This window comes from uncultured Microbacterium sp., from assembly GCF_963528945.1.
Taxonomy (GTDB): domain Bacteria; phylum Actinomycetota; class Actinomycetes; order Actinomycetales; family Microbacteriaceae; genus Microbacterium.
The window spans coordinates 96,220-115,737 of record NZ_CAURWX010000004.1; the positions used below are offsets into that span (position 1 = coordinate 96,220).

The window sequence follows — 19,518 nt, forward strand, 5'->3', positions numbered from 1 at the left end:
AATCTTCCTGTTGGAAAGACCCCCGCATCCTTTCCCAGACTGTTCTCAGGAAGGTGGAATCGATGAGGATCCTCGTGGTGTGCGGCGCCGGTGCGTCGAGCACGTTCGTCGCGCAGCGCCTGCGCCGCGCCGCAGCCGACGCCGGTCTCCCGTGGGACGCGGCCGCCGGCACCGAGGCGTCCCTCGTTCCCGGCGCCCAGGACCTCGTCCTGGTCGGACCGCACCTCGCGGACCGGCTCGACGACCTGTCCGCACGCGCCGGCACGCCGGTCTCGCTCCTCCCCGCCGACATCTTCGCCGACCGCGACGGAGAACGGACGCTCGCCCTGGTGCGCGCCCTCCTCCCCGCGGAGACCACCCCGAAAGGAACCCCATGACCGCCTCCCGCACCGTTCGGATCGGCTCCTCCCACGGGCTGCACGCGCGCCCCGCGAAGCTCTTCGCGCAGGCGGCGAAGGAGTCCGGCATCCCCGTGACGATCGCGAAGGACTCGGGCAAGCCCGTGAACGCCGCGAGCATCCTCGGGGTCATCGCCCTCGCGGTCGAGCACGGCGACTACGTCACCCTCACCGCCGACGGCGACGGGGCGGAGCAGGTGCTCGACTCGCTCACCGAGCTGCTCACCACCGACCACGACCAGGAAGCCGCCGGATGAGCGAGCTGCGAGGAGTCGGGATCGGGTCCGGCATCGCCCACGGCCCGGTCGTGCGCATGACCGAGGCGCTGCCGGCGCCCGCGCAGACCCCGAGTGCGGCGGGCGCCGAGGCCGAGCGCGCCCGCGTGCGCGAGGCGATCTCGCACGTCGCGCAGGAGCTGACCGCGCGCGGTGAGGCCGCCGGCGGGTCGGCACAGGAGGTGCTCGAGGCGCAGGCGATGATCGCCGAGGACCCGACCCTGCTCGACGAGGTCGATGAGCGCATCGACGCCGGCTCGACCGCCGAGTGGGCCGTGCACGACGCGTTCGCGGGCTTCAAGGCCACGCTGGAGGCCGTCGGCGGGTACCTCGGCGAGCGCGCTGCGGACCTCGACGACATCGCCCAGCGGGTGCTCGCCCGTCTGCAGGGACTCGACGCGCCGGGTGTGCCGGACCCCGGGCATCCGTTCGTGCTGGTCGCCCGCGACCTCGCCCCTGCCGACACGGCTCTGTTGAACCTCGACCAGGTGCTCGCGCTCGTCACGAGCGACGGAGGTCCGACCTCGCACACCGCGATCCTCGCCCGCGAGAAGGGCATCGTCGCGATCGTCGGCGCCGTCGAGGCCGCCGGTCTCGCCACCGGCACGACGGTGATCGTCGACGCCGCCGCGGGACTCGTGACCGTCGACCCGACGTCGGACGAGCAGGACCGCGCCGCCCAGCGCGCCGCCGACCGCGCCTCGGCCGAGGCCGCACCCCTCACCCCCGGAGCCCTCGCCGACGGCACGGCGATCCCGCTGCTGGCGAACCTGGGCAAGCCGGCCGATGCGGCGGATGCCGTGGCCCGCGGTGCCGAGGGTGTGGGCCTGTTCCGCACCGAGTTCCTGTTCCTGTCGTCGTCGCAGGCGCCGACCGTCGCGCAGCAGCGCGAGTCGTACCGCGAGCTGCTGGCGGCGTTCCCCGGGCAGAAGGTCGTCGTGCGCATGCTCGACGCCGGCGCCGACAAGCCGCTGGCCTTCCTCAACGACGCGCACGAGGAGAACCCGGCGCTCGGTCTGCGTGGTCTGCGAGCGCTGCGCGCCAGCGAGGACATCCTGCGTGAGCAGCTGACGGCGCTCGCCGAGGCGGATGCCGCGACCGAGGCCGACCTGTGGGTCATGGCGCCGATGGTGGCGACCGTCGAGGAGACCGCGTACTTCACCTCGCTCGCTCGCGAGTACGGGCTGAAGACGGCGGGCGTGATGGTGGAGGTGCCCTCGAGCGCCCTGCTCGCCGACCGGGTGCTCGCACACGCGGACTTCGCGTCGATCGGCACGAACGACCTCACGCAGTACACGATGGCCGCCGACCGCCTCCTCGGGTCCGTCTCGGCATTCCAGGATGCGTGGCATCCGGCCGTCCTCCGGCTCGTGCGCGAGGTCGGCGCCGCCGGTGCCCGTCTCGGCAAGCCCGTCGGCATCTGCGGCGAGGCCGCCGCCGACCCGCTCCTCGCCGTCGTGCTCGTGGGCCTCGGCGCCACGAGCCTCTCGATGGCCCCCGCAGCGCTGGCGGACGTCCGCCACGCGCTCTCCGAACGCACGCTCGACGAGGCCCGACACCTCGCAGAGCAGGCACTCGCGGCCGATGACGCCGCAGGTGCGCGCACCGCCGCGGCCGAAGCCGCCGCGGCACTCCCTCCTCACCAGAAAGAGACGACATCATGACGACGACGTCACCAGCCGCCGCGAAAACGGGCGGGCTCCGAACGGGCGTGCAGCGATTCGGCACGTTCCTCTCCGGCATGATCATGCCCAACATCGCGGCGTTCATCGCGTGGGGCTTCATCACCATGCTGTTCATCCCCGCCGGGTTCTTCGGCGCCGACAGCCCGTTCGGCTGGCACTGGGCGCCCGTCGCCGAGATCATCGGCGGCGGCGGCGACTCCGCGGTAATCAGCTGGCAGGGCGCCATGACCGCGGTCGCCGAAGGCGCCGACGGCAACATCCTCGCGTACGTCGGCCTGGTCGGCCCGATGGTCACGTACCTGCTGCCGCTGCTCATCGCGAACACCGCAGGCCGGATGGTCTACGGCGAGCGCGGTGGCGTCGTGGCGACCATCGCAACCATGGGTGTCATCGTCGGAACCAACATCCCGATGTTCCTCGGCGCGATGATCATGGGCCCGATCGCGGCGTGGATCACGAAGCAGATGGACAAGCTCTGGGACGGCAAGATCCGCCCCGGCTTCGAGATGCTCGTGAACAACTTCTCCGCTGGCATCCTCGGCATGATCCTCGCGATCGTCGGGTTCTTCGCCTTCGGCCCGGTCATGCTCGGCGTCAGCGCCGTGCTCGGTGCGGCTGTCGACTGGCTCGTCTCGCTCAACCTCCTGCCCCTGGTCTCGATCATCGTCGAGCCGGCGAAGGTGCTGTTCCTGAACAATGCCATCAACCACGGCGTCTTCACCCCGCTCGGCATCGAGCAGGCCGCCGAGACCGGTAAGTCGATCCTGTTCCTCATCGAGGCCAACCCCGGCCCCGGCCTCGGTCTGCTGCTCGCCTTCACGTTCTTCGGCGTCGGCGCGGCGAAGGCCTCGGCCCCCGGCGCGGCCGTCATCCAGTTCTTCGGCGGCATCCACGAGATCTACTTCCCGTACGCCCTCAGCAAGCCGACCACCATCCTCGCCCTCATCGCGGGTGGTGCGGCCGGGGTCACGACCAACATGATCCTCGGCGGCGGTCTGGGCTTCCCGGCCGCACCGGGCAGCATCATCGCCGTGACCGCCGCCGCGATCGGTTCGGGTGTCGGCAACCTCGTCGTCGTCTACCTGTCCGTGCTCATCGCCGCAGCCGTGACCTTCCTCATCACCGCTGTCATCCTGCGGGCCTCCCGCAAACGCGACCTCGAGGCCGAAGACAACTTCGGCGCCGCGATCGCACAGACCGAGGCTAACAAGGGCAAGTCGTCGGCTGCGATGGACGCCCTGCGCACCTCCTCGGGCGCTCCGGCAGGTACGACCACCGCAGTCGCCACCGACCGCCGCATCGAGAACGTCGTGTTCGCCTGCGACGCCGGCATGGGCTCGTCGGCGATGGGCGCCAGCGTCCTCCGCAACAAGTTCAAGAAGGCGGGCATCGAGGGGATCACGGTCACCAACCAGGCGATCGCCAACCTCGACGGCTCGGCCGACCTCGTGATCACGCAGCAGCAGCTGACCGATCGCGCGAAGGCGCAGTCGCCGGCCTCGGTGCACGTCTCGGTGGACAACTTCATGAACTCCCCGAAGTATGAAGAGGTCGTCGAGATGGTGCGCGCCCAGCGCGGCACCAGCGCCTGACACAGACCCCGGTGGGCGGATGCTCCGGCATCCGCCCACCGGACCATTTCCAGAGGAACACCGCGAAAGGAAGATCATGAGCGTTCTCACCCCCGGCCAGGTCCGCATCCACGCAGGTTCGGCGACCCAGGAGGCCGCGCTGCAGGAGGCGACCGACATCCTCGTCGAGGTCGGAGCCGTGACCCCGGCGTACGTCGACGCCATGCGCCAGCGGGAGGAGACCGTCTCGACCTACATGGGCAACGGCCTCGCCATTCCCCACGGCACGAACGAGACGAAGGACGCGATCCTCGACTCGGCCCTCTCGGTCGTGCGCTACGACGGCGGGGTCGACTGGGCGGGCGAGCCCGCGACCTTCGTGGTCGGCATCGCCGGCAAGGGCGACGAGCACCTCGAGATCCTCTCGCAGATCGCCATCCTGTTCTCCGACGAGGACGACGTCGCGAAGCTCAACGCGGCGCAGACTCCCGAAGAGCTCTACGCACTGCTCTCGGCGGTGAACGAGGCATGAAGGCCGTCCAGTTCGGCGCCGGCAACATCGGGCGCGGCTTCGTCGGTCTGCTGCTCGCGGAGGGCGGCTACGAGATCGTGTTCTCCGACGTCGCCGAGGCGCTCGTCGACGCGATCAACGGCGTCTCGGAGTACACGGTGCACGAGGTCGGCCCCGGCGGAGTGGACCGGGTCGTCACCGGCTTCCGCGCGGTGAACAGCAAGGCCGACCCGGATGCCGCCGCCGACGAGGTCGCGACCGCCGATGTCGTGACCTGCGCGGTCGGGCCGACCGTGCTGCGGTTCATCGCCCCGACCATCGTCGAGGGCCTCGCCCGCCGCTCCCCCGACGCCGCACCGGTGAAGATCATGGCGTGCGAGAACGCGATCGGTGCCACCGACCTGCTCCGCGCGGAGATCGAGCGCGTCGCGGGTGTCGACGCCCCCGACCTGCTCGCCCGCGCCGTCTTCGCCAACACCGCCGTCGACCGCATCGTCCCGGCGCAGCCGGAGGGCGCGGGCGTCGACGTCACGGTCGAGCCGTACTTCGAGTGGACGATCGAGGCCGGGCCGTTCGGCGGCGACCTGCCGAGCATCCCGGGCGCGCACTTCGTCGACGACCTCGCGCCGTACATCGAGCGCAAACTGTTCACGGTGAACACCGGGCACGCGGCGACCGCGTACCTCGGCGCGCGGGCCGGCGTCGAGCGCATCTCCGACGCTCTCGCCGATGCCGAGATCTCCGCGGCGGTCACCGCCGCCCTCGAGGAGACCTCGGCCGTGCTCGCCACCGTGCACGGCCTCGACCCGGCCGATCTCGCCGAGTACCGCGCGACGATCCTCGACCGGTTCCGCAACCCTGCGCTCGTCGACACCGTGCAGCGCGTGGGGCGGCAGCCCCTGCGCAAGATCTCCCGCCATGAGCGCTTCATCGGACCGGCCGCTGTGGCCGCGGAGCACGGCCTGTCGACCGGGGCGCTCGTCGCAGCCGTCGGTGCCGCGCTCGACTTCGATGACGCCGACGACCCGCAGTCCGTCGAGCTGCAGCAGCTGCTGCGCTCCGACGACGCGCGCACCTTCACCACCCGCACCACGGGGCTCGAGCCGCAGCATCCGCTCTTCCCCGCCGTGGAGGCCGTCGTGCAGGCGCGCCAGGACGCGCTCCGCGCCGGCTGACGCCCCGCGCTGCAGGGCTGACGCCCCATCGGCCGCAAATGCCCCCGCCCCGCTACCATCGGGTCGGGGGCGTTTTCGACACATCGACGTGCAGGGGCAGAGAGTGGACGCATACGCGGTGATCGGCGCCGGGCCGTCGGGACTGGCCGCGGCGCGCGCCCTGCAGCGGCGCGGCATCCCGGTCGAGGGATACGAGGCCTCGCACGGCGTGGGCGGCCTCTGGGACATCACGAACCCCCGCAGCACGATGTACGAGTCGGCCCACCTCATCTCGTCGCGCACGACGACCGAGTTCCGCGAGTTCCCGATGCGATCCCGAGCCGACTACCCGGGGCACCGCGAGGTGCTCGCGTACCTGCGGGCGTACGCCGACGAATTCGCACTCACGGGGCTCTACCGCTTCGACACCCGGGTCACCCGGCTGGAGCCGCGAGACGGCGGGTGGGACCTCACGGCTGAGGGCCCCGACGGCGCGTCGACCCGCCGGTACCGGGGAGTCGTGCTGGCGAACGGCACGCTCGCCGAGCCGAACGTGCCCGTCTTCCCCGGGACGTTCGACGGCGAGATCCGTCATACGAGCGCCTACTCCTCGGCCGACGCGCTGCGCGGCAAGCGGGTGCTGATCGTGGGGTCGGGCAATTCGGGCTGCGACATCGCGGTGGATGCCGTGCACTCCGCCGCAGCCGTCGACATGAGCGTGCGCCGCGGCTCGTACTTCGTGCCGCGGTATCTGTTCGGCCGCCCGAGCGACACGATCTCACGGGGTCGCCCCCTCCCCCCACACCTCAAACAGGCGGTGGACACCCGCGTGCTGCGGCTCTTCACCGGCGATCCGAGCCGGTTCGGGTTCCCCCGGCCCGACCACCGCCTCTACGAATCGCACCCCATCGTGAACACGCGGGTGCTGGATCATCTCGGCCAGGGCGATCTGCGCATCCGGCCGGAGGTGGCGGCGTTCGACGGAGAGCGCGTGCGTTTCCGCGACGGCACCGCCGACGCGTACGACCTCGTGCTGCTGGCCACCGGATATCGGCTCGACTACCCCTTCGTCGATCGCGTGCACCTCGGCGGGGAGGGCGAGACGCCGCGGCTCTTCCTGCACGTGTTCCCCGCCTCGTTCGACGGGCTCTTCGTGATCGGGATGGTCGAGGCCTCCGGCCTGGGTTGGCAGGGCCGCGCCGAGCAGGCCGAGCTGCTCGCCGCCTACCTCGCCGCCGTCGACCGGCATCCCGCGCGGGCTGCGCGGTTCCGGGCGCGCGTGGCGACCCGGCCGTGGCCCGACCTCACCGGCGGGTACCGTTTCGTGGACCTGCCCCGCATGGCGCACTACGTCGACAAGCACGCGTATCGACGTGCCGTGCGGCGCGAGCGGGAGGCACTGGAGCGGCACGCCTGACCGCGCTCCGGGTCGATTCCCTGCCTCCCGCGCGTACCGTGGAGAGGTGCAGAAGAAGCGTGGCCGTCGCGTCCTCCGGTGGACGCTCTGGAGCATCCCGATCGTCCTCGTCGTCGCGGCCGGCGGCATCGTCGCCTGGAGTCAGATCGGTGTCATGCCCGCCGAGAGGGAGCCGCTCGCCGACGTGCGCGGGAACGCCGCGATCACGGTCGACGACACCCCGGAGGGCATCGTGCTCGCGCCGGCGACGGGCGGATCCGACGTCGGACTGGTGTTCGTGCCGGGCGCGAAGGTCGACCCCTGGGCGTACGCCGCGGTGCTGCAGGGCGTCGCCGAAGACGGGGTCACGGTCGTGATCACCCGCCCCTGGCTGAACCTCGCCTTCTTCGACCTCCGCCCTCTCGACGCGTTCACCGCGGCCGCCCCGGACATCGACGTCTGGGCCGTCGGTGGCCACTCCCTCGGCGGCGTCCGGGCGTGCCAGCTCGCGACGGATGCCGACGCCCTCGTACTGTTCGGCTCGTACTGCGCGAACGACCTCTCCGGCGACGACCTCGCCGTGCTCAGCCTGGCCGGCAGCGAGGACGGACTCTCGACCCCCGCCAAGGTCGCCGACGCCCGTGGCAATCTTCCCGACGACGCCGACCTCGTGGAGATCGAGGGAGCGGCGCACGCCTCCTTCGGCGACTACGGACCGCAGGACGGCGACGGCACCCCGGAGATCTCCGACGACGAGATGCACCGCGTCGTCACCGAGCGGCTCGGTCCGTTCCTCGAGGCGATCGCGCCCCGATGACGTCGCGCCCGCTCAGCCGATGCGGGCGATGAGCGCGTCGAGGCCCATGCCGTAGTCGATGCGGACCACGGGCAGCGCGAGCTTGTCGGTGCCGATCTCGACGGTGCCCGGCTCGATCGTGCGCCCCATCTCGAATCCCGCCTGCGCGACGCCCTGCTTCGTGGTGTCGTTGTAGTGCCCGAACGGATACGCCACGACCTCCGCGACGCCGAGCACCTGCGCCGACGCGGTGAGGTCGGCCGCGATCTCGTCGGGCGTCGCGTTCACGAGCATCCCGTCGCCGTTCGCCCCCGGACGATGCATGTCGTTCGTGTGCGACCGCCGCTGCACGTACGGCGAGGGCGCCGCGTCCTGCCGGTATGCGGTGATCATGAAGGACGTCGACAGCACATGAAGACGGTCGACGACCGGCACCGCCAGGTCGAACCACGACTGGTCGGCATCGTCGTCGGTGACGATCACGCTGCGCTCGGGGAGGGCGAGACGACCGTCGATGAAGGCGCTGAGCTCGTCCCACGTGGGCAGGTAGAAGCCGGTGGACGCGATGTGCTCCATGTGCGCCTCGAAGTCGCCGATGTACGCGTAGTTGCCGCGCAGCCACCCCGACTCGCCCTCCGGCTTGGCCGTGAACTGGTGGTACATCAGGATCGGCACCTGCACGTCGGCGGCGGCGTTCGCCTCCGGAGTGGTCCAGGCGCCGAAGAGCCGCAGTTCGTCATCGACGCAGGTCACGGCGTCGGCACCGTTCACCCGTGCCGACGCATCCATGGCCGCCGCCGCCTCCGCCGTCGGGTACCAGCCCGCGAAGACCCGCCCGTCCTGAGCGGGGATGGGGAGGGATCGGAACAGGGCGCCCTGCGACTGCACCTGCATGTCGAGCGCGATCCCCTCTCCCTCGAACGACACGGCGCACCCGTTCGGGTCGCCGGAATCCGCGACGAGCTGCTGAGCGGGCGTGAGCGGATGCACGAGGGCGTCGTCCGCGGCCCGCGGCGTCGGCTCCGTCGGCGTCGATGTCGCAGCCCACGCCACGGCGCCCGCCCCGAGCACCGTCACCGCCGCCAGCGTCGTCGCAATCCACAGGCCGCGACGGCGTCCCCCCGGACGCTTCCCCCGAGCACCCATGTCAGGCGTCGAAGCCCTCGCCGATCATCTCGACGAGTTCCTCCCGTTCCTCGACCGGCAGGAAGGCGGCCGAAGCCGCGTTGAACTGGAAGGTCTCGAGATCGTCGAGGTCGTACTCGAACGCCTCGACGAGGAGCGCGAGCTCGCGCGTGAGAGAGGTGCCGCTCATGGTGCGGTTGTCGACGTTGACCGTCACGGCGAAGCCGAGCTGGTAGAGCAGGTCGAACGGGTGGTCGGCGAGCTCGGTGCCCCATGCGGCGATCGCGCCCGTCTGCAGGTTCGACGACGGCGAGAGCTCGAGCGGGATCTCCCGGTCGCGCACCCAGCGGGCCAGGTCGCCGAACTGCACCTGCACCTCGTCGCCCTCGCGGGTGACGACGTCGAGGTCCTCCGCGATCCGCACACCGTGCCCGAGACGCAGGGCGCGGCCGTCGATGAGAGCCGAGCGGATGGAGTCGAGCCCCGCCGCCTCGCCGGCGTGCACCGTCACGGGGAAGAAGTTCTCGGCGAGGAAGTCGAACGCCGCTCGATCCTTCGACGCGGGGAAGCCCGCCTCGGGGCCGGCCGTGTCGAAGCCGACGACGCCACGACCGCGGAAGTCGACGGCGAGTTCGGCGATCTCCCGGGCGCGGTCGTGCTGGCGCATCGCCGAGAGCAGCTGCCCCACGCGGATGCTGCGTCCCTTCGCGTCGGCGGCGTCCTCGCCCTCCTCGATGCCCTGCTGCACGGCCTCCACGGCCTGCTCCAGGGTGAGGCCTCCGGCGAGGTGCTGCTCGGGAGCCCAACGGACCTCGCCGTAGATCACACCGTCGTGGGCGAGATCGAGCACGAACTCCCGTGCGACGCGGGTCAGCGCCTCCCGGGTCTGCATGACGCCGATGGTGACGTCGAACGTCTGGAGGTACTCGACCAGCGACCCCGAATCACTCTGCTTCGCGATCCATCGGGTGAGGGAGCGCGCGTCCGCCTGCGGGAGAGCGATGCCCGCAGCATCCGCCAGCTCGACGATCGTCGCCGGGCGCACCGCACCGTCGAGGTGGTCGTGCAGCGACACCTTCGGCAGGCTCCGCAGCGAGACACCGTCGACCTTGATGTCGCCGTTCGCATCGATCGCCATGGGATCCTCCAGTCGTGAAGAGTCGGGGGCGGGAATCGCCCCCGACCAGGGTAGTGCCAGAGGGTGTCAGGCCGTGATGCGCTCGCGCACGATCAATCCGCGCGCCGGCGCCTCGTCGCCGATCTCCCAGGCGCCGTCGAGTGCGTCCAGCGCCCGGGCGAACCGGGCGTCGTCGGCGGCGGACAGGGTGAACAGCGGCTGCCCCTTCGCGACCCGGTCGCCGGGCTTGGCGTGCAGATCGATGCCGGCCTCGAACACCACGGGGTCTTCGGCGCGGGCGCGACCGGCGCCGAGGCGCCACGCCGCAATGCCGAACGGCAGCGCCTCCAGACGCGAGACGACGCCGTCGGCCGGGGCGGTGACGACGTGCGTCTCCCGTGCCGTCGGCAGCTCGGCGTCCGGGTCGCCGTCCTGCGCGCGGATCATCGCTTTCCACTGGTCCATCGCGCGACCGTCGTCCAGCGCGGCCTCGACATCGGCATCCGGCTGGCCGGCCAGGGCCAGCATCTCCCGGGCGAGCGCCACCGTGAGCTCCCGCACGTCGGCGGGGCCGCCGCCGGCGAGGATCTCGACCGACTCCCTGACCTCGTTGGCGTTGCCGATGGCGCGGCCGAGCGGCACGTTCATGTCGGTGAGCAGCGCCGTCGTGGCGACCCCGGAGTCGGTACCCAGCGCCACCATGGTGCGGGCCAGCTCCCGGGCGCGGTCGATGTCCTGCATGAACGCGCCAGACCCGAACTTCACGTCGAGCACGAGAGCGTCGGTGCCCTCGGCGATCTTCTTCGACATGATGCTCGAGGCGATCAGCGGGATCGCCTCGACCGTGCCGGTGACGTCGCGCAGCGCGTACAGCTTCTTGTCGGCGGGCGCGAGACCCGAGCCCGCCGCGCAGATCACCGCGCCGACGTCGCTCTGCATCTGCGCGAACATCTCGTCGTTGCTCAGCGCAGCGCGCCACCCGGGGATCGACTCGAGCTTGTCGAGCGTGCCTCCGGTGTGTCCGAGGCCGCGGCCGCTGAGCTGCGGCACGGCGACGCCGAAGACGGCGACCAGCGGCGCGAGCGGCAGGGTGATCTTGTCGCCGACGCCCCCGGTGGAGTGCTTGTCGACCGTCTTCTTACCGAGGGCGGCGAAGCTCATCCGCTCCCCGGACGCGATCATCGCGTCGGTGAGCACGCGGATCTCGTCGCGCTCCATGCCGCGCTGGAACACGGCCATCGCGAACGAGGCCATCTGCGCGTCGGAGACGTACCCGCGGGTGTAGGCGTCGACCATCCAGCGCAGCGCCGGCTCGGGGACGACTCCCCCGTCGCGCTTGGCGCGGATGACGTCGACCGCGTCGTAGGGTTCGATGCTCATCGGGCGTCCTCCAGGTCGCGCGGCCCGAACGCGTCGGGCAGCACCTCGTCGATCGTGCGGATGCCGGAGACCGTCTCCAGCAGCATGCCGGGCATCGCGTGCTCGAACAGCAGCTGGCGGCAGCGACCGCACGGCATGATCGTCTGCCCGTCGTTGTTCACGCACACGAAGGCGACGAGCTGTCCGCCGCCCGACATGTGCAGGTCGCCCACGAGGGCGCACTCGGCGCAGAGCGTCACCCCGTAAGAGGCGTTCTCGACGTTGCATCCGGCGACGATGCGTCCGTCGCCGACGAGCGCCGCCGCCCCCACGCGATAGCGCGAGTACGGCGCGTACGCGCGCTCCATGGCGGAGGTGGCGACCTGGCGCAGCTCGTCCCAGTCGATGTCGGTCATGTGATTCGGACTCCTCGGGTCAGGACTTGACGTAGGGCTTGCCGCTGGCCGCCGGGCCGCGGATCTGACCGGCGAACCCGGCCACCGCGAGCAGCGTCACGATGTACGGCAGCATCAGCATGAACTCGCCGGGGATGGGCGTCTTCAGGATCGACAGCAGGTTCTGCAGGTTCGTCGCGAATCCGAAGAGCAGGGCGGCAAGCGTCGCGCGGATCGGGTCCCAGCGGCCGAAGATCACGGCGGCGAGGGCGATGAAGCCGAGACCCGCCGTCATGTCCTTGCCGAACTGCGGCACCGAGACGAGCGTGAAGTACGCACCGCCGATGCCCGCGATCGCACCCGCGAGCAGCACGTTCCAGAACCGGGTCGCGTTGACCTTGATGCCCACGGTGTCCGCCGCCTGCGGATGCTCGCCGACGGCGCGCAGACGCAGACCCCACTTCGTGCGGTACAGGCCCCAGGCGACCACCGCGACGGTGACGAACATGAGGTAGACGATGAACGTCTGGTTGAACAGCACGGGGCCGAGGATCGGGATGTCGCTGAGCAGCGGGATCTCGATCCGCGAGAAGCGCTCGGGGGTGTTGAGCTGCGCCTCGTTCGGTGCGAGGAGCGCGCCGTAGAGGAAGCCGGTCAGACCGCTGACGAGCACGTTGAGCACGACACCGACGATGACCTGCTCGACGAGGTACTTGATGGCGAACGCGGCGAGCACGCTCGACACCAGCACGCCGCCGATCACCGCGCCGATGAGGCCGATGAACGGGTTGCCCGTGATGCTCGACAGCACCGCGGCCGAGAAGGCGCCGAGCAGCAGCTGCCCTTCGATCGCCACGTTGACGACGCCCGCGCGCTCGCCGATCACGCCGCCGAGGGCGCCGAAGACGAGCGGGACCGACAGCGACACCGCTCCGAACAGCAGGCTGGTGACCGGAACGAGGCCGCCGGCGCCCGCCCAGACGAGGAACGCGAAGACCGCGAGACCGCCGAACCCGCCGATGAGCCACAGCGACGACGAGCGGTACGTCCACGCACGGAAGAACGCGATCGCGACGAGCACCACCAGGATGCCGATGGTCACCCAGATCGTGGCCGCCGTGGGCAGAGCGATGTCGGGGAGCTCGAACGACTGCGACGAGTCGCCGAGGCGGAAGGTGCTGGTGCCCGATCGCGGGACGAGCAGCACGAGCAGGGCCAGCAGCACGGTGGCCGCGGCCAGCACGATCGGTGCCTTGAGGTGCCGCTCGCGCACGGTGGCGAGCTGCACCGTGCCGTCGGCTGCTTCGGTCTGGACGAGCGACATCATGCGGCCACCGCCTTCTTCGCGGCCTTGGCTCTCGCCTTGGCGGCCTTCTCGGCCTCGGACTTGGGGAGGAAGAACACGGCGCGCAGCAGCGGCGGGGCCGCGATGAACAGCACGACGAGCGACTGCACGACGAGCACGATGTCGACGGGGATGTCCTGCGCCTGCATCGAGAACGAGCCGGCCTTGAGCGCGCCGAACAGGATGCCGGCGGCGAAGGTGCCCCATGCCCGGCTGCGGCCGAGCAGCGCGACGGTGATCGCGTCGAAGCCGATGCCGGCGTCGATCGTCTCGGTGATGCCGGTGGTCACGGCGCCCTGCAGCTGGTTCATGCCCGCGAGGCCGGCGAGGCCGCCCGCGAAAAGCATGGCGTAGACGTAGACCCGCGGCACGCTGATGCCCGCGGCACGGGCGGCGTGGGGGTTCTCCCCCACCGCGCGCATGCGCAGACCGAGCGACGAGCGCTCGATCAGCCACCACACGAAGAGCGTCGCGACGATCACGATCACGAAGCCGAGGTCGAGCAGCGGGAACTTCGGACCGAGCAGTTCGGGGAACTGCGCCGTCTCGGGGGTCGCGGAGCCGAGGGCCTGGTTCGTCCCGGGCTTCTGCAGCAGGCCGGGCGTGCGGATCATCCACAGCAGCAGGTAGTACGCGACGTAGTTGAGCATGATCGTGAGGATCACCTCGTGCGCGCCGGTGCGGGCCTTGATGAGACCGGCGATGGCTCCCCAGAGCGCTCCACCCGCGATGCCCGCGATGAGGGTCACCGGGATGTGGAGCCACATCGGCAGGTCCAGACCGAAGGTCAGCAGGCCGGCGATGCCGACGCCGAAGAGCATCTGGCCGCGGGCGCCGATGTTGAACAGACCGACGCGGAACGCCAGCGCGACACCGAGTCCGGCGGCGATCAGCGGGGCGGCGAAGCCCAGCGTGTTCGTGAGCGGACGGATCTGCGCCGCGAAGTCCGCGCCGCGGGCGTTGAAGATGGCGCCGCGGAAGAGCGCCTCGTACCCGTTGTAGACGGCGTTCCAGGCGGCGACGAGGGTGTCGCCGGGGCGGGCGAAGAAGTAGCCGGAGGCCTTCTGCACAGCTTCGTTCGTCGAGGCGATGAGGATGCCACCGACGACGAGGGCGAGGAGGATCGCGAGCACCGTCGACACCGCGCTCCCCCGCAGGATCTCCTTGAGGATGACGTTCCCGCGCGGCGGCGGCGGCACGTCGGTCGTCAGGGGGCCCGTCGCACGGGGAAGCTGCTCCGCCGGCAGGCCCGTCGTCGCGTCTTCCGCTCCCGGTGTCGTCCCGCTCATGCGGCCACCTCTCCCTCGGCGGCGCCCGCCATCATGAGCCCGAGCGTCTCGCGCGGGGTGTCGCCGGGCACGATGCCGACGATGGTTCCTCGGTACATGACCGCGATGCGGTCGGCCAGAGCTGCGACCTCGTCGAGCTCGGTGGAGACGACGACGACGGGGATGCCCGCATCGCGCGTCTCGATGATGCGCTTGTGGATGAACTCGATCGAGCCCACGTCAACGCCGCGCGTGGGCTGGGCGGCGACGAGGAGGCGCAGCTCGCGGCTCATCTCGCGTGCGATAACGACCTTCTGCTGGTTTCCGCCCGACAGCGTGCCGGCCGGCGTGTGCGGGCCCTGCGTGCGGATGTCGTACTCGGCGATCCGCTCCTTCGCGAACTCCTCGAGAGCGGCGCGCCGCAGGGTGCCCCCGCGGCTGAACGCCTCGTCGGTCGACCGGTCGAGGATGAGGTTCTCGGCGACGGAGAACCCGCCGACCAGACCGTCCTCGTTGCGGTCCTCCGGGACGAAGCCCACGCCGGCGTCGAGGATCGCTCGCACGCTCCGACCCACGAGCTCCGTGCCGTCGAGGCGGATGGACCCCTCGACCCGCGCCGCCAGTCCGACGATGGCCTCGACGAGCTCGGTCTGGCCGTTGCCCTGCACGCCGGCGATGGCGAGCACCTCGCCCGGCCGCACGGTGAAGTCGACGCCGTCGACCACGATCGCCCCCGATGGGGTGAGCACGCGCAGTCCGGCGACCTCGAGTCCGCCGTCGCCGAGGCGCGGAGCATCCTTCTGCACCGTCAACTCGACCGCGCGGCCGACCATGAGCGACGCGAGCTCGGAGTTGCTCGCCGTGGGCGACGCCTCGCCGACGATGCGGCCGAGGCGCACGATCGTGATCGTGTCGGCGACCTCGCGCACCTCGCGCAGCTTGTGCGTGATGAAGACGATCGCCGTGCCCTCTTCGCGCAGCTGGCGCATGATGCCCATGAGCTCGTCGGTCTCCTGCGGCGTGAGCACGGCGGTCGGCTCGTCGAAGACGAGAACCTTCGCGTCGCGCGAGAGCGCCTTGATGATCTCGACGCGCTGCTGCACACCGACCGGCAGGTCGCCGACGATGGCGTCGGGGTCGATGTCGAAGCCGAAGCGGGCGGCGACGGCGCGCACATGCTCGCGGGCCTTCGCGATGTCGAGGGTGCCTGCGCCCTTGGTCTGCTCGTGACCGAGCATGACGTTCTCGGCGACCGTGAACACGGGCACGAGCATGAAGTGCTGATGCACCATGCCGATGCCGGCGGCCATAGCGTCGCCCGGTCCGCGGAAGCGCTGGACGACGTCGTCCAGCAGGATCTCGCCCTCGTCGGCCTGATACAGGCCGTAGAGCACGTTCATGAGCGTCGACTTGCCGGCGCCGTTCTCGCCGAGCAGCGCGTGGATCTGCCCGGGCTCGACGACGAGGTCGATGTGGTCGTTCGCGACGAGGGTGCCGAATCGCTTGGTGATGCCGCGGAGTTCGAGCTTCATATCTGAACCCTATCCAGAGGTATTCGAGGGTGGTCGTGCGCGGCGCACGTCATCGTGCCCGCGACGGAAGTCGCTGGTGCCCGTCCATGCGACGGGGCGAGTGGCGGTCGTGCTGCCACTCGCCCCGTGCGTGGAACGGAGTTACTGCTGTGCGCTCGGCGAGTTCGGGGACTCGACCGTGATGTCGCCCGCGATGATCTGCTCCTGCAGAGCCATGATCTCGTCCATCAGGCCCTCGGGCAGGTCGCCCTCGAAGCTGCCGAAACCGGAGAGCTTGACGCCCTCGTTGTCGAGCGTGCCGACGTACGGGGCCGGGTCGAACTCGCCCTCGGAGGCGGCCATCGTCGCGTCCTCGACGGCGACGTCGATCGCCTTCATGATCGAGAAGAGCGTGACGTCGGCGACCGACTCGTCGGCGACGGCGAGGTCGCTGTCGACGCCGACCATCAGCGTGTCCTTGCCGCTGTCCGAGATCGCCGCAGCGGCGCTCTGGTAGATCGGACCGCCGACGGGGAGGATCACGTCGACACCCTGGTCGAGCACGCCCTGGGCGGTCTGCTTGGCGGTGTCGTTCGCGTCGAAGCCGCCCGTGAACGAGCCCTTCTGCGAGGCGACGTCCCAGCCGAACAGCTCGACCGCGGCCGACTTGTCCTCGTTGTACTTGTCTACGCCGAGGGCGAAGCCGTCCATGAACACGGCGACCGACGGGATCTGCATGCCGCCGAAGGTGCCGACCTTGTTCACACCGCTCTGCGCCGACCAGCCGGCCGCGGCGTATCCGCCGAGGTAGGCGGCCTGGGCCGTGTCGAAGACGAGGGGCTTGATGTTGGGCGCGTCGACCTCGCCGTCGAAGTCGTTGTCGGCCCAGTCGTCGATGATCGCGTAGTCGATCTCGGGGTTCGCGAGAGCCGACTCGACGGTCGCGGCCGAGAGCTTGAAGCCGACCGAGACGATGAGCGAGCAGCCCTCCGAGACCGCGGTCTCGAGGTTCGGCGCGTAGTCGTTGTCGTTGGCCGACTCGAACTCGAGCGGCTTCACACCGAGGCTGTCCGCGGCGCGGTCCATGCCCTCCTTGGCCGACTGGTTGAACGACTTGTCGTTCCAGCCGCCTGCGTCGGAGATGAGGCAGGGCAGGAAGTCGGATGCTGCCTCGCCGCCGTCGCCGCCCGATTCGGCGGGTGCCTGGCCGCAGCCGGCCAGAGCGAAGACGACGCCCGCGGCGACGGTCGCGCCGAGAAGCTTCTTGGTGGTGGAGATGGTCAACTCAGTGCCTCCCTGAACGGAACCGCGTCCCTCGCGGGTCGATCAAAGTTACCTACTGTTTCAGCGATTCCGTATACCGGCGACCCTGCCGCAGGCGAATCTTTACAAAGCTGAAACCTGGACAGCGGATGAGCAGCGGGTGCTGCGCATCAGAGCACATCGCCCCGTCCCGTGAGTTTGAGCGACTCCACGACGCCCTTCACCCGTTGCGCATTCTCGACCGTCGTCACGAGGAGCGCATCGGGGGTGTCGACGACCACGATGTCCTGCACGCCAACGAGACTGATGACCCGCGAGGTCTGACTGACGAGAATTCCGCTCGCGGCATCCGACAGCACCCGCGCCCGCGGACCGAGCACGGCCAGGTCGTTCTTGCGGCCGTTGGTGATGAGCTTCGTGAGGGAGGCGAAGTCGCCCACGTCGTCCCAGTCGAAGTGCCCGGGCACGACCGCGAGACGCCCCCGCCGGGCGGCGGGCTCGGCGACGGCGTAGTCGATGGCGATCTTCTTGAGGCGGGGCCAGATGCGGTCGACGGCCGGTCCGCGGCGCTCGCGGTCGTCCCACGCCTCGGCCAGCTCCAGCAGGCCCGCATGCAGCTCGGGTTCGTTGGCCGCGAGCTCGTCGAGGAGCACGCTCGCCTTCGCGATGAACATGCCCGCGTTCCAGAGGTAGGCACGATCGGCGATGTACTGCTTCGCCGTCTCGAGGTCGGGCTTCTCGACGAAGCTCTCGACCAGCGCGGCCTCGCGAGCCCCCTCGACCACCAGCTCCGGGCCCATCTTGATGTAGCCGAAGCCGACCGCCGGCTCGGTCGGCGAGATGCCGATCGTGCAGATGTACCCCTCGCGGGCGACCTCCACGGCGTCGCGCACCGCGAACTCGAACACGCGCGTGCCGCGGATGACGTGGTCGGCGCTGAACGAGCCGATGATCACGTCGGGGTCGCGTCGGTGCAGGATCGCCGCCGCCAGTCCGATCGCCGCGGCCGACTCGCGCGGCTCCGACTCGAGGAAGACGTTGAGGTCGGCGATGCCCGGCAGCTGCTCCTCGACCGCGGCGCGGTGCGCGCGGCCCGTCACCACCGCGATGCGGTCGGCGCCCGCGAGCGGCAGCAGGCGATCCCACGTGTCACGCAGCAGCGAGTGGCCGGACCCGGTGAGGTCGTGGAGGAACTTCGGCGCATCGGCCCGGGAGAGCGGCCAGAGCCGGCTGCCGATGCCGCCCGCGGGGATCACGGCGTAGAAGTCGTCGATCGGTTCCGTCATCCCGCCAGCGTAGTCGCGACCCCCTCCCCGACGCGGTCGCTCAAGAACCGCTCAAGGCGCGTCGTGGCGCGCGACGGTTAGGGTCCCCTTCGTCGCCTCCCCCTCTCGGACGGGAATAGGATGGAGGTCGATCGGGCGTGCCTGGCGGCATGCGACCGACGCACATCGATCCAGGGAGGACGACCGTGTCCACGAGCGCTCGCTTGACACCGTCGATTTCGGAAACCACGTCCAAGACCCCCCGCGGCACCCTCTACCGGGGACGCGAAGGCATGTGGTCGTGGGTGCTTCACCGCATCACCGGAGTCGCCATCTTCTTCTTCCTGTTGGTGCACGTGCTCGACACGGCACTGATCAGGGTCTCCCCCGAGGCGTACGACGCCGTCATCGGCACGTACAAGAACCCCGTCATGGCGATCGGCGAGGTCGTCCTCGTCGCGGGCATCGTCTTCCACGCCATGAACGGCCTGCGCATCATCGCGGTCGACTTCTGGTCGAAGGGCGCTCGCTACCAGCGCCAGCTCTTCTGGGGCGTGCTCGCCGTCTGGGTCGTCATCATGGCCGGCTTCGTGCCGCGCCACCTGATGCTGGCCTTCGCCGGCTTCGGAGGAGGACACTGATGACCGCTCAGACCATCGCCGCCCCGGACCGCCGCCGCCGCGGCGTCAACCTCGAGAAGTGGGGCTGGGTCTTCATGCGCGTGTCGGGCGTCGTGCTCGTCGTGCTGATCTTCGGCCACCTCTTCATCAACCTGATGGTCGGCGAGGGCATCCACGCCTTGGACTTCGCCTTCATCGCCGGGAAGTTCGCCACCCCGTTCTGGCAGTGGTGGGACGTCATCATGCTGTGGCTCGCGCTGATCCACGGCTCCAACGGCATGCGCACGATCGTGAACGACTACGTCACGAACGCCACCGCGCGCAAGGCGCTCGTCTGGGCGCTCGGCCTCGCGGCCGGCCTCCTCATCCTCCTCGGCACGCTGGTCGTCTTCACGTTCGACCCGTGCCTCGGAGTGACGGAGTCGAGCACGCTCTGGGAGCAGTGCCAGTCGCTGGGCAACTGA

General features: G+C 70.4%; 19 protein-coding genes. 10 read left to right on the forward strand and 9 right to left on the reverse strand.

All coding sequences use genetic code 11. From position 1 onward, the window contains the following. Positions 1-62: 62 nt before the first annotated feature. The 8 genes from RWS82_RS13035 to RWS82_RS13070 all read left to right on the forward strand — a co-directional run bounded on the left by RWS82_RS13035 (position 63) and on the right by RWS82_RS13070 (position 7,807). Entirely contained in the window at positions 63-377 is a 315-nt protein-coding gene (locus tag RWS82_RS13035) for a hypothetical protein (protein ID WP_314650827.1), read from the forward strand. Beyond that, positions 374-655, forward strand: a complete 282-nt coding sequence (locus RWS82_RS13040; protein WP_314650829.1) for an HPr family phosphocarrier protein — start codon at positions 374-376, stop codon at positions 653-655. The genes RWS82_RS13035 and RWS82_RS13040 overlap by 4 nt, the downstream gene beginning before the upstream one ends. Further along, positions 652-2,337: a phosphoenolpyruvate--protein phosphotransferase gene (gene ptsP, locus RWS82_RS13045; RefSeq protein ID WP_314650831.1), complete on the forward strand. Its 1,686-nt coding sequence runs from the start codon at positions 652-654 to the stop codon at positions 2,335-2,337. Before RWS82_RS13040 ends, ptsP begins: the two co-directional genes overlap by 4 nt. After that, positions 2,334-3,950: a PTS mannitol transporter subunit IICB gene (locus RWS82_RS13050; RefSeq protein ID WP_314650833.1), complete on the forward strand. Its 1,617-nt coding sequence runs from the start codon at positions 2,334-2,336 to the stop codon at positions 3,948-3,950. The genes ptsP and RWS82_RS13050 overlap by 4 nt, the downstream gene beginning before the upstream one ends. Positions 3,951-4,026: 76 nt before the next feature. Then, positions 4,027-4,461 (forward strand): PTS sugar transporter subunit IIA, encoded by a 435-nt coding sequence (locus RWS82_RS13055; protein ID WP_314650835.1) that lies wholly within the window; start codon positions 4,027-4,029, stop codon positions 4,459-4,461. Continuing rightward, entirely contained in the window at positions 4,458-5,615 is a 1,158-nt protein-coding gene (locus RWS82_RS13060) for a mannitol-1-phosphate 5-dehydrogenase (RefSeq protein WP_314650837.1), read from the forward strand. The genes RWS82_RS13055 and RWS82_RS13060 overlap by 4 nt, the downstream gene beginning before the upstream one ends. A gap of 103 nt (positions 5,616-5,718) precedes the next feature. Next, positions 5,719-7,011, forward strand: coding sequence for an NAD(P)/FAD-dependent oxidoreductase (locus tag RWS82_RS13065; protein WP_314650839.1), 1,293 nt, complete (start codon positions 5,719-5,721; stop codon positions 7,009-7,011). 46 nt (positions 7,012-7,057) lie between these two features. Beyond that, positions 7,058-7,807, forward strand: a complete 750-nt coding sequence (locus RWS82_RS13070; RefSeq protein WP_314650841.1) for an alpha/beta hydrolase — start codon at positions 7,058-7,060, stop codon at positions 7,805-7,807. A 12-nt stretch (positions 7,808-7,819) separates the two neighbouring features. Here RWS82_RS13070 and RWS82_RS13075 read toward each other — a convergent pair whose 3' ends face one another. The 9 genes from RWS82_RS13075 to RWS82_RS13115 form a co-directional block, all read right to left on the reverse strand. After that, positions 7,820-8,863 carry a polysaccharide deacetylase family protein gene (locus tag RWS82_RS13075; protein ID WP_314650843.1) on the reverse strand — a complete coding sequence of 348 codons (1,044 nt, stop codon included), beginning with the start codon at positions 8,861-8,863 and terminating at the stop codon, positions 7,820-7,822. Positions 8,864-8,933: 70 nt separating this feature from the next. Next, entirely contained in the window at positions 8,934-10,049 is a 1,116-nt protein-coding gene (locus RWS82_RS13080) for an adenosine deaminase (protein ID WP_314650846.1), read from the reverse strand. Positions 10,050-10,115: 66 nt separating this feature from the next. Further along, positions 10,116-11,408, reverse strand: coding sequence for a thymidine phosphorylase (locus tag RWS82_RS13085; RefSeq protein ID WP_314650848.1), 1,293 nt, complete (start codon positions 11,406-11,408; stop codon positions 10,116-10,118). Continuing rightward, complete coding sequence (locus RWS82_RS13090; RefSeq protein WP_314096271.1) at positions 11,405-11,803, reverse strand: cytidine deaminase; 399 nt, start codon at positions 11,801-11,803, stop codon at positions 11,405-11,407. The genes RWS82_RS13085 and RWS82_RS13090 overlap by 4 nt, the downstream gene beginning before the upstream one ends. A gap of 19 nt (positions 11,804-11,822) precedes the next feature. Then, positions 11,823-13,106: an ABC transporter permease gene (locus RWS82_RS13095; RefSeq protein WP_400190099.1), complete on the reverse strand. Its 1,284-nt coding sequence runs from the start codon at positions 13,104-13,106 to the stop codon at positions 11,823-11,825. Further along, positions 13,106-14,416 carry an ABC transporter permease gene (locus RWS82_RS13100; RefSeq protein WP_314650852.1) on the reverse strand — a complete coding sequence of 437 codons (1,311 nt, stop codon included), beginning with the start codon at positions 14,414-14,416 and terminating at the stop codon, positions 13,106-13,108. The genes RWS82_RS13095 and RWS82_RS13100 overlap by 1 nt, the downstream gene beginning before the upstream one ends. After that, positions 14,413-15,927 carry an ABC transporter ATP-binding protein gene (locus tag RWS82_RS13105; protein WP_314650854.1) on the reverse strand — a complete coding sequence of 505 codons (1,515 nt, stop codon included), beginning with the start codon at positions 15,925-15,927 and terminating at the stop codon, positions 14,413-14,415. Before RWS82_RS13105 ends, RWS82_RS13100 begins: the two co-directional genes overlap by 4 nt. A gap of 141 nt (positions 15,928-16,068) precedes the next feature. Beyond that, positions 16,069-17,190 carry a BMP family ABC transporter substrate-binding protein gene (locus RWS82_RS13110; protein ID WP_314650856.1) on the reverse strand — a complete coding sequence of 374 codons (1,122 nt, stop codon included), beginning with the start codon at positions 17,188-17,190 and terminating at the stop codon, positions 16,069-16,071. 149 nt (positions 17,191-17,339) lie between these two features. After that, entirely contained in the window at positions 17,340-18,455 is a 1,116-nt protein-coding gene (locus RWS82_RS13115; RefSeq protein ID WP_314650858.1) for a mannose-1-phosphate guanylyltransferase, read from the reverse strand. Positions 18,456-18,640: 185 nt separating this feature from the next. On the opposite strand from RWS82_RS13115, the gene sdhC reads away from it, so the two are divergent. Then, positions 18,641-19,075 carry a succinate dehydrogenase, cytochrome b556 subunit gene (gene sdhC / locus RWS82_RS13120; RefSeq protein ID WP_314650860.1) on the forward strand — a complete coding sequence of 145 codons (435 nt, stop codon included), beginning with the start codon at positions 18,641-18,643 and terminating at the stop codon, positions 19,073-19,075. Then, positions 19,075-19,518, forward strand: a complete 444-nt coding sequence (locus tag RWS82_RS13125; protein WP_314650862.1) for a succinate dehydrogenase hydrophobic membrane anchor subunit — start codon at positions 19,075-19,077, stop codon at positions 19,516-19,518. Before sdhC ends, RWS82_RS13125 begins: the two co-directional genes overlap by 1 nt.

Bases quoted from the DNA above. Each gene is read 5' to 3' on its own strand.
- RWS82_RS13035 (WP_314650827.1), top strand. From the start codon at position 63: ATGAGGATCCTCGTGGTGTGCGGCGCCGGTGCGTCGAGCACGTTCGTC.
- RWS82_RS13040 (WP_314650829.1), top strand. From the start codon at position 374: ATGACCGCCTCCCGCACCGTTCGGATCGGCTCCTCCCACGGGCTGCAC.
- ptsP (WP_314650831.1), top strand. From the start codon at position 652: ATGAGCGAGCTGCGAGGAGTCGGGATCGGGTCCGGCATCGCCCACGGC.
- RWS82_RS13050 (WP_314650833.1), top strand. From the start codon at position 2,334: ATGACGACGACGTCACCAGCCGCCGCGAAAACGGGCGGGCTCCGAACG.
- RWS82_RS13055 (WP_314650835.1), top strand. From the start codon at position 4,027: ATGAGCGTTCTCACCCCCGGCCAGGTCCGCATCCACGCAGGTTCGGCG.
- RWS82_RS13060 (WP_314650837.1), top strand. From the start codon at position 4,458: ATGAAGGCCGTCCAGTTCGGCGCCGGCAACATCGGGCGCGGCTTCGTC.
- RWS82_RS13080 (WP_314650846.1), bottom strand. From the start codon at position 10,049: ATGGCGATCGATGCGAACGGCGACATCAAGGTCGACGGTGTCTCGCTG.
- RWS82_RS13085 (WP_314650848.1), bottom strand. From the start codon at position 11,408: ATGAGCATCGAACCCTACGACGCGGTCGACGTCATCCGCGCCAAGCGC.
- RWS82_RS13090 (WP_314096271.1), bottom strand. From the start codon at position 11,803: ATGACCGACATCGACTGGGACGAGCTGCGCCAGGTCGCCACCTCCGCC.
- RWS82_RS13095 (WP_400190099.1), bottom strand. From the start codon at position 13,106: ATGTCGCTCGTCCAGACCGAAGCAGCCGACGGCACGGTGCAGCTCGCC.
- RWS82_RS13100 (WP_314650852.1), bottom strand. From the start codon at position 14,416: ATGAGCGGGACGACACCGGGAGCGGAAGACGCGACGACGGGCCTGCCG.
- RWS82_RS13105 (WP_314650854.1), bottom strand. From the start codon at position 15,927: ATGAAGCTCGAACTCCGCGGCATCACCAAGCGATTCGGCACCCTCGTC.
- RWS82_RS13115 (WP_314650858.1), bottom strand. From the start codon at position 18,455: ATGACGGAACCGATCGACGACTTCTACGCCGTGATCCCCGCGGGCGGC.
- RWS82_RS13125 (WP_314650862.1), top strand. From the start codon at position 19,075: ATGACCGCTCAGACCATCGCCGCCCCGGACCGCCGCCGCCGCGGCGTC.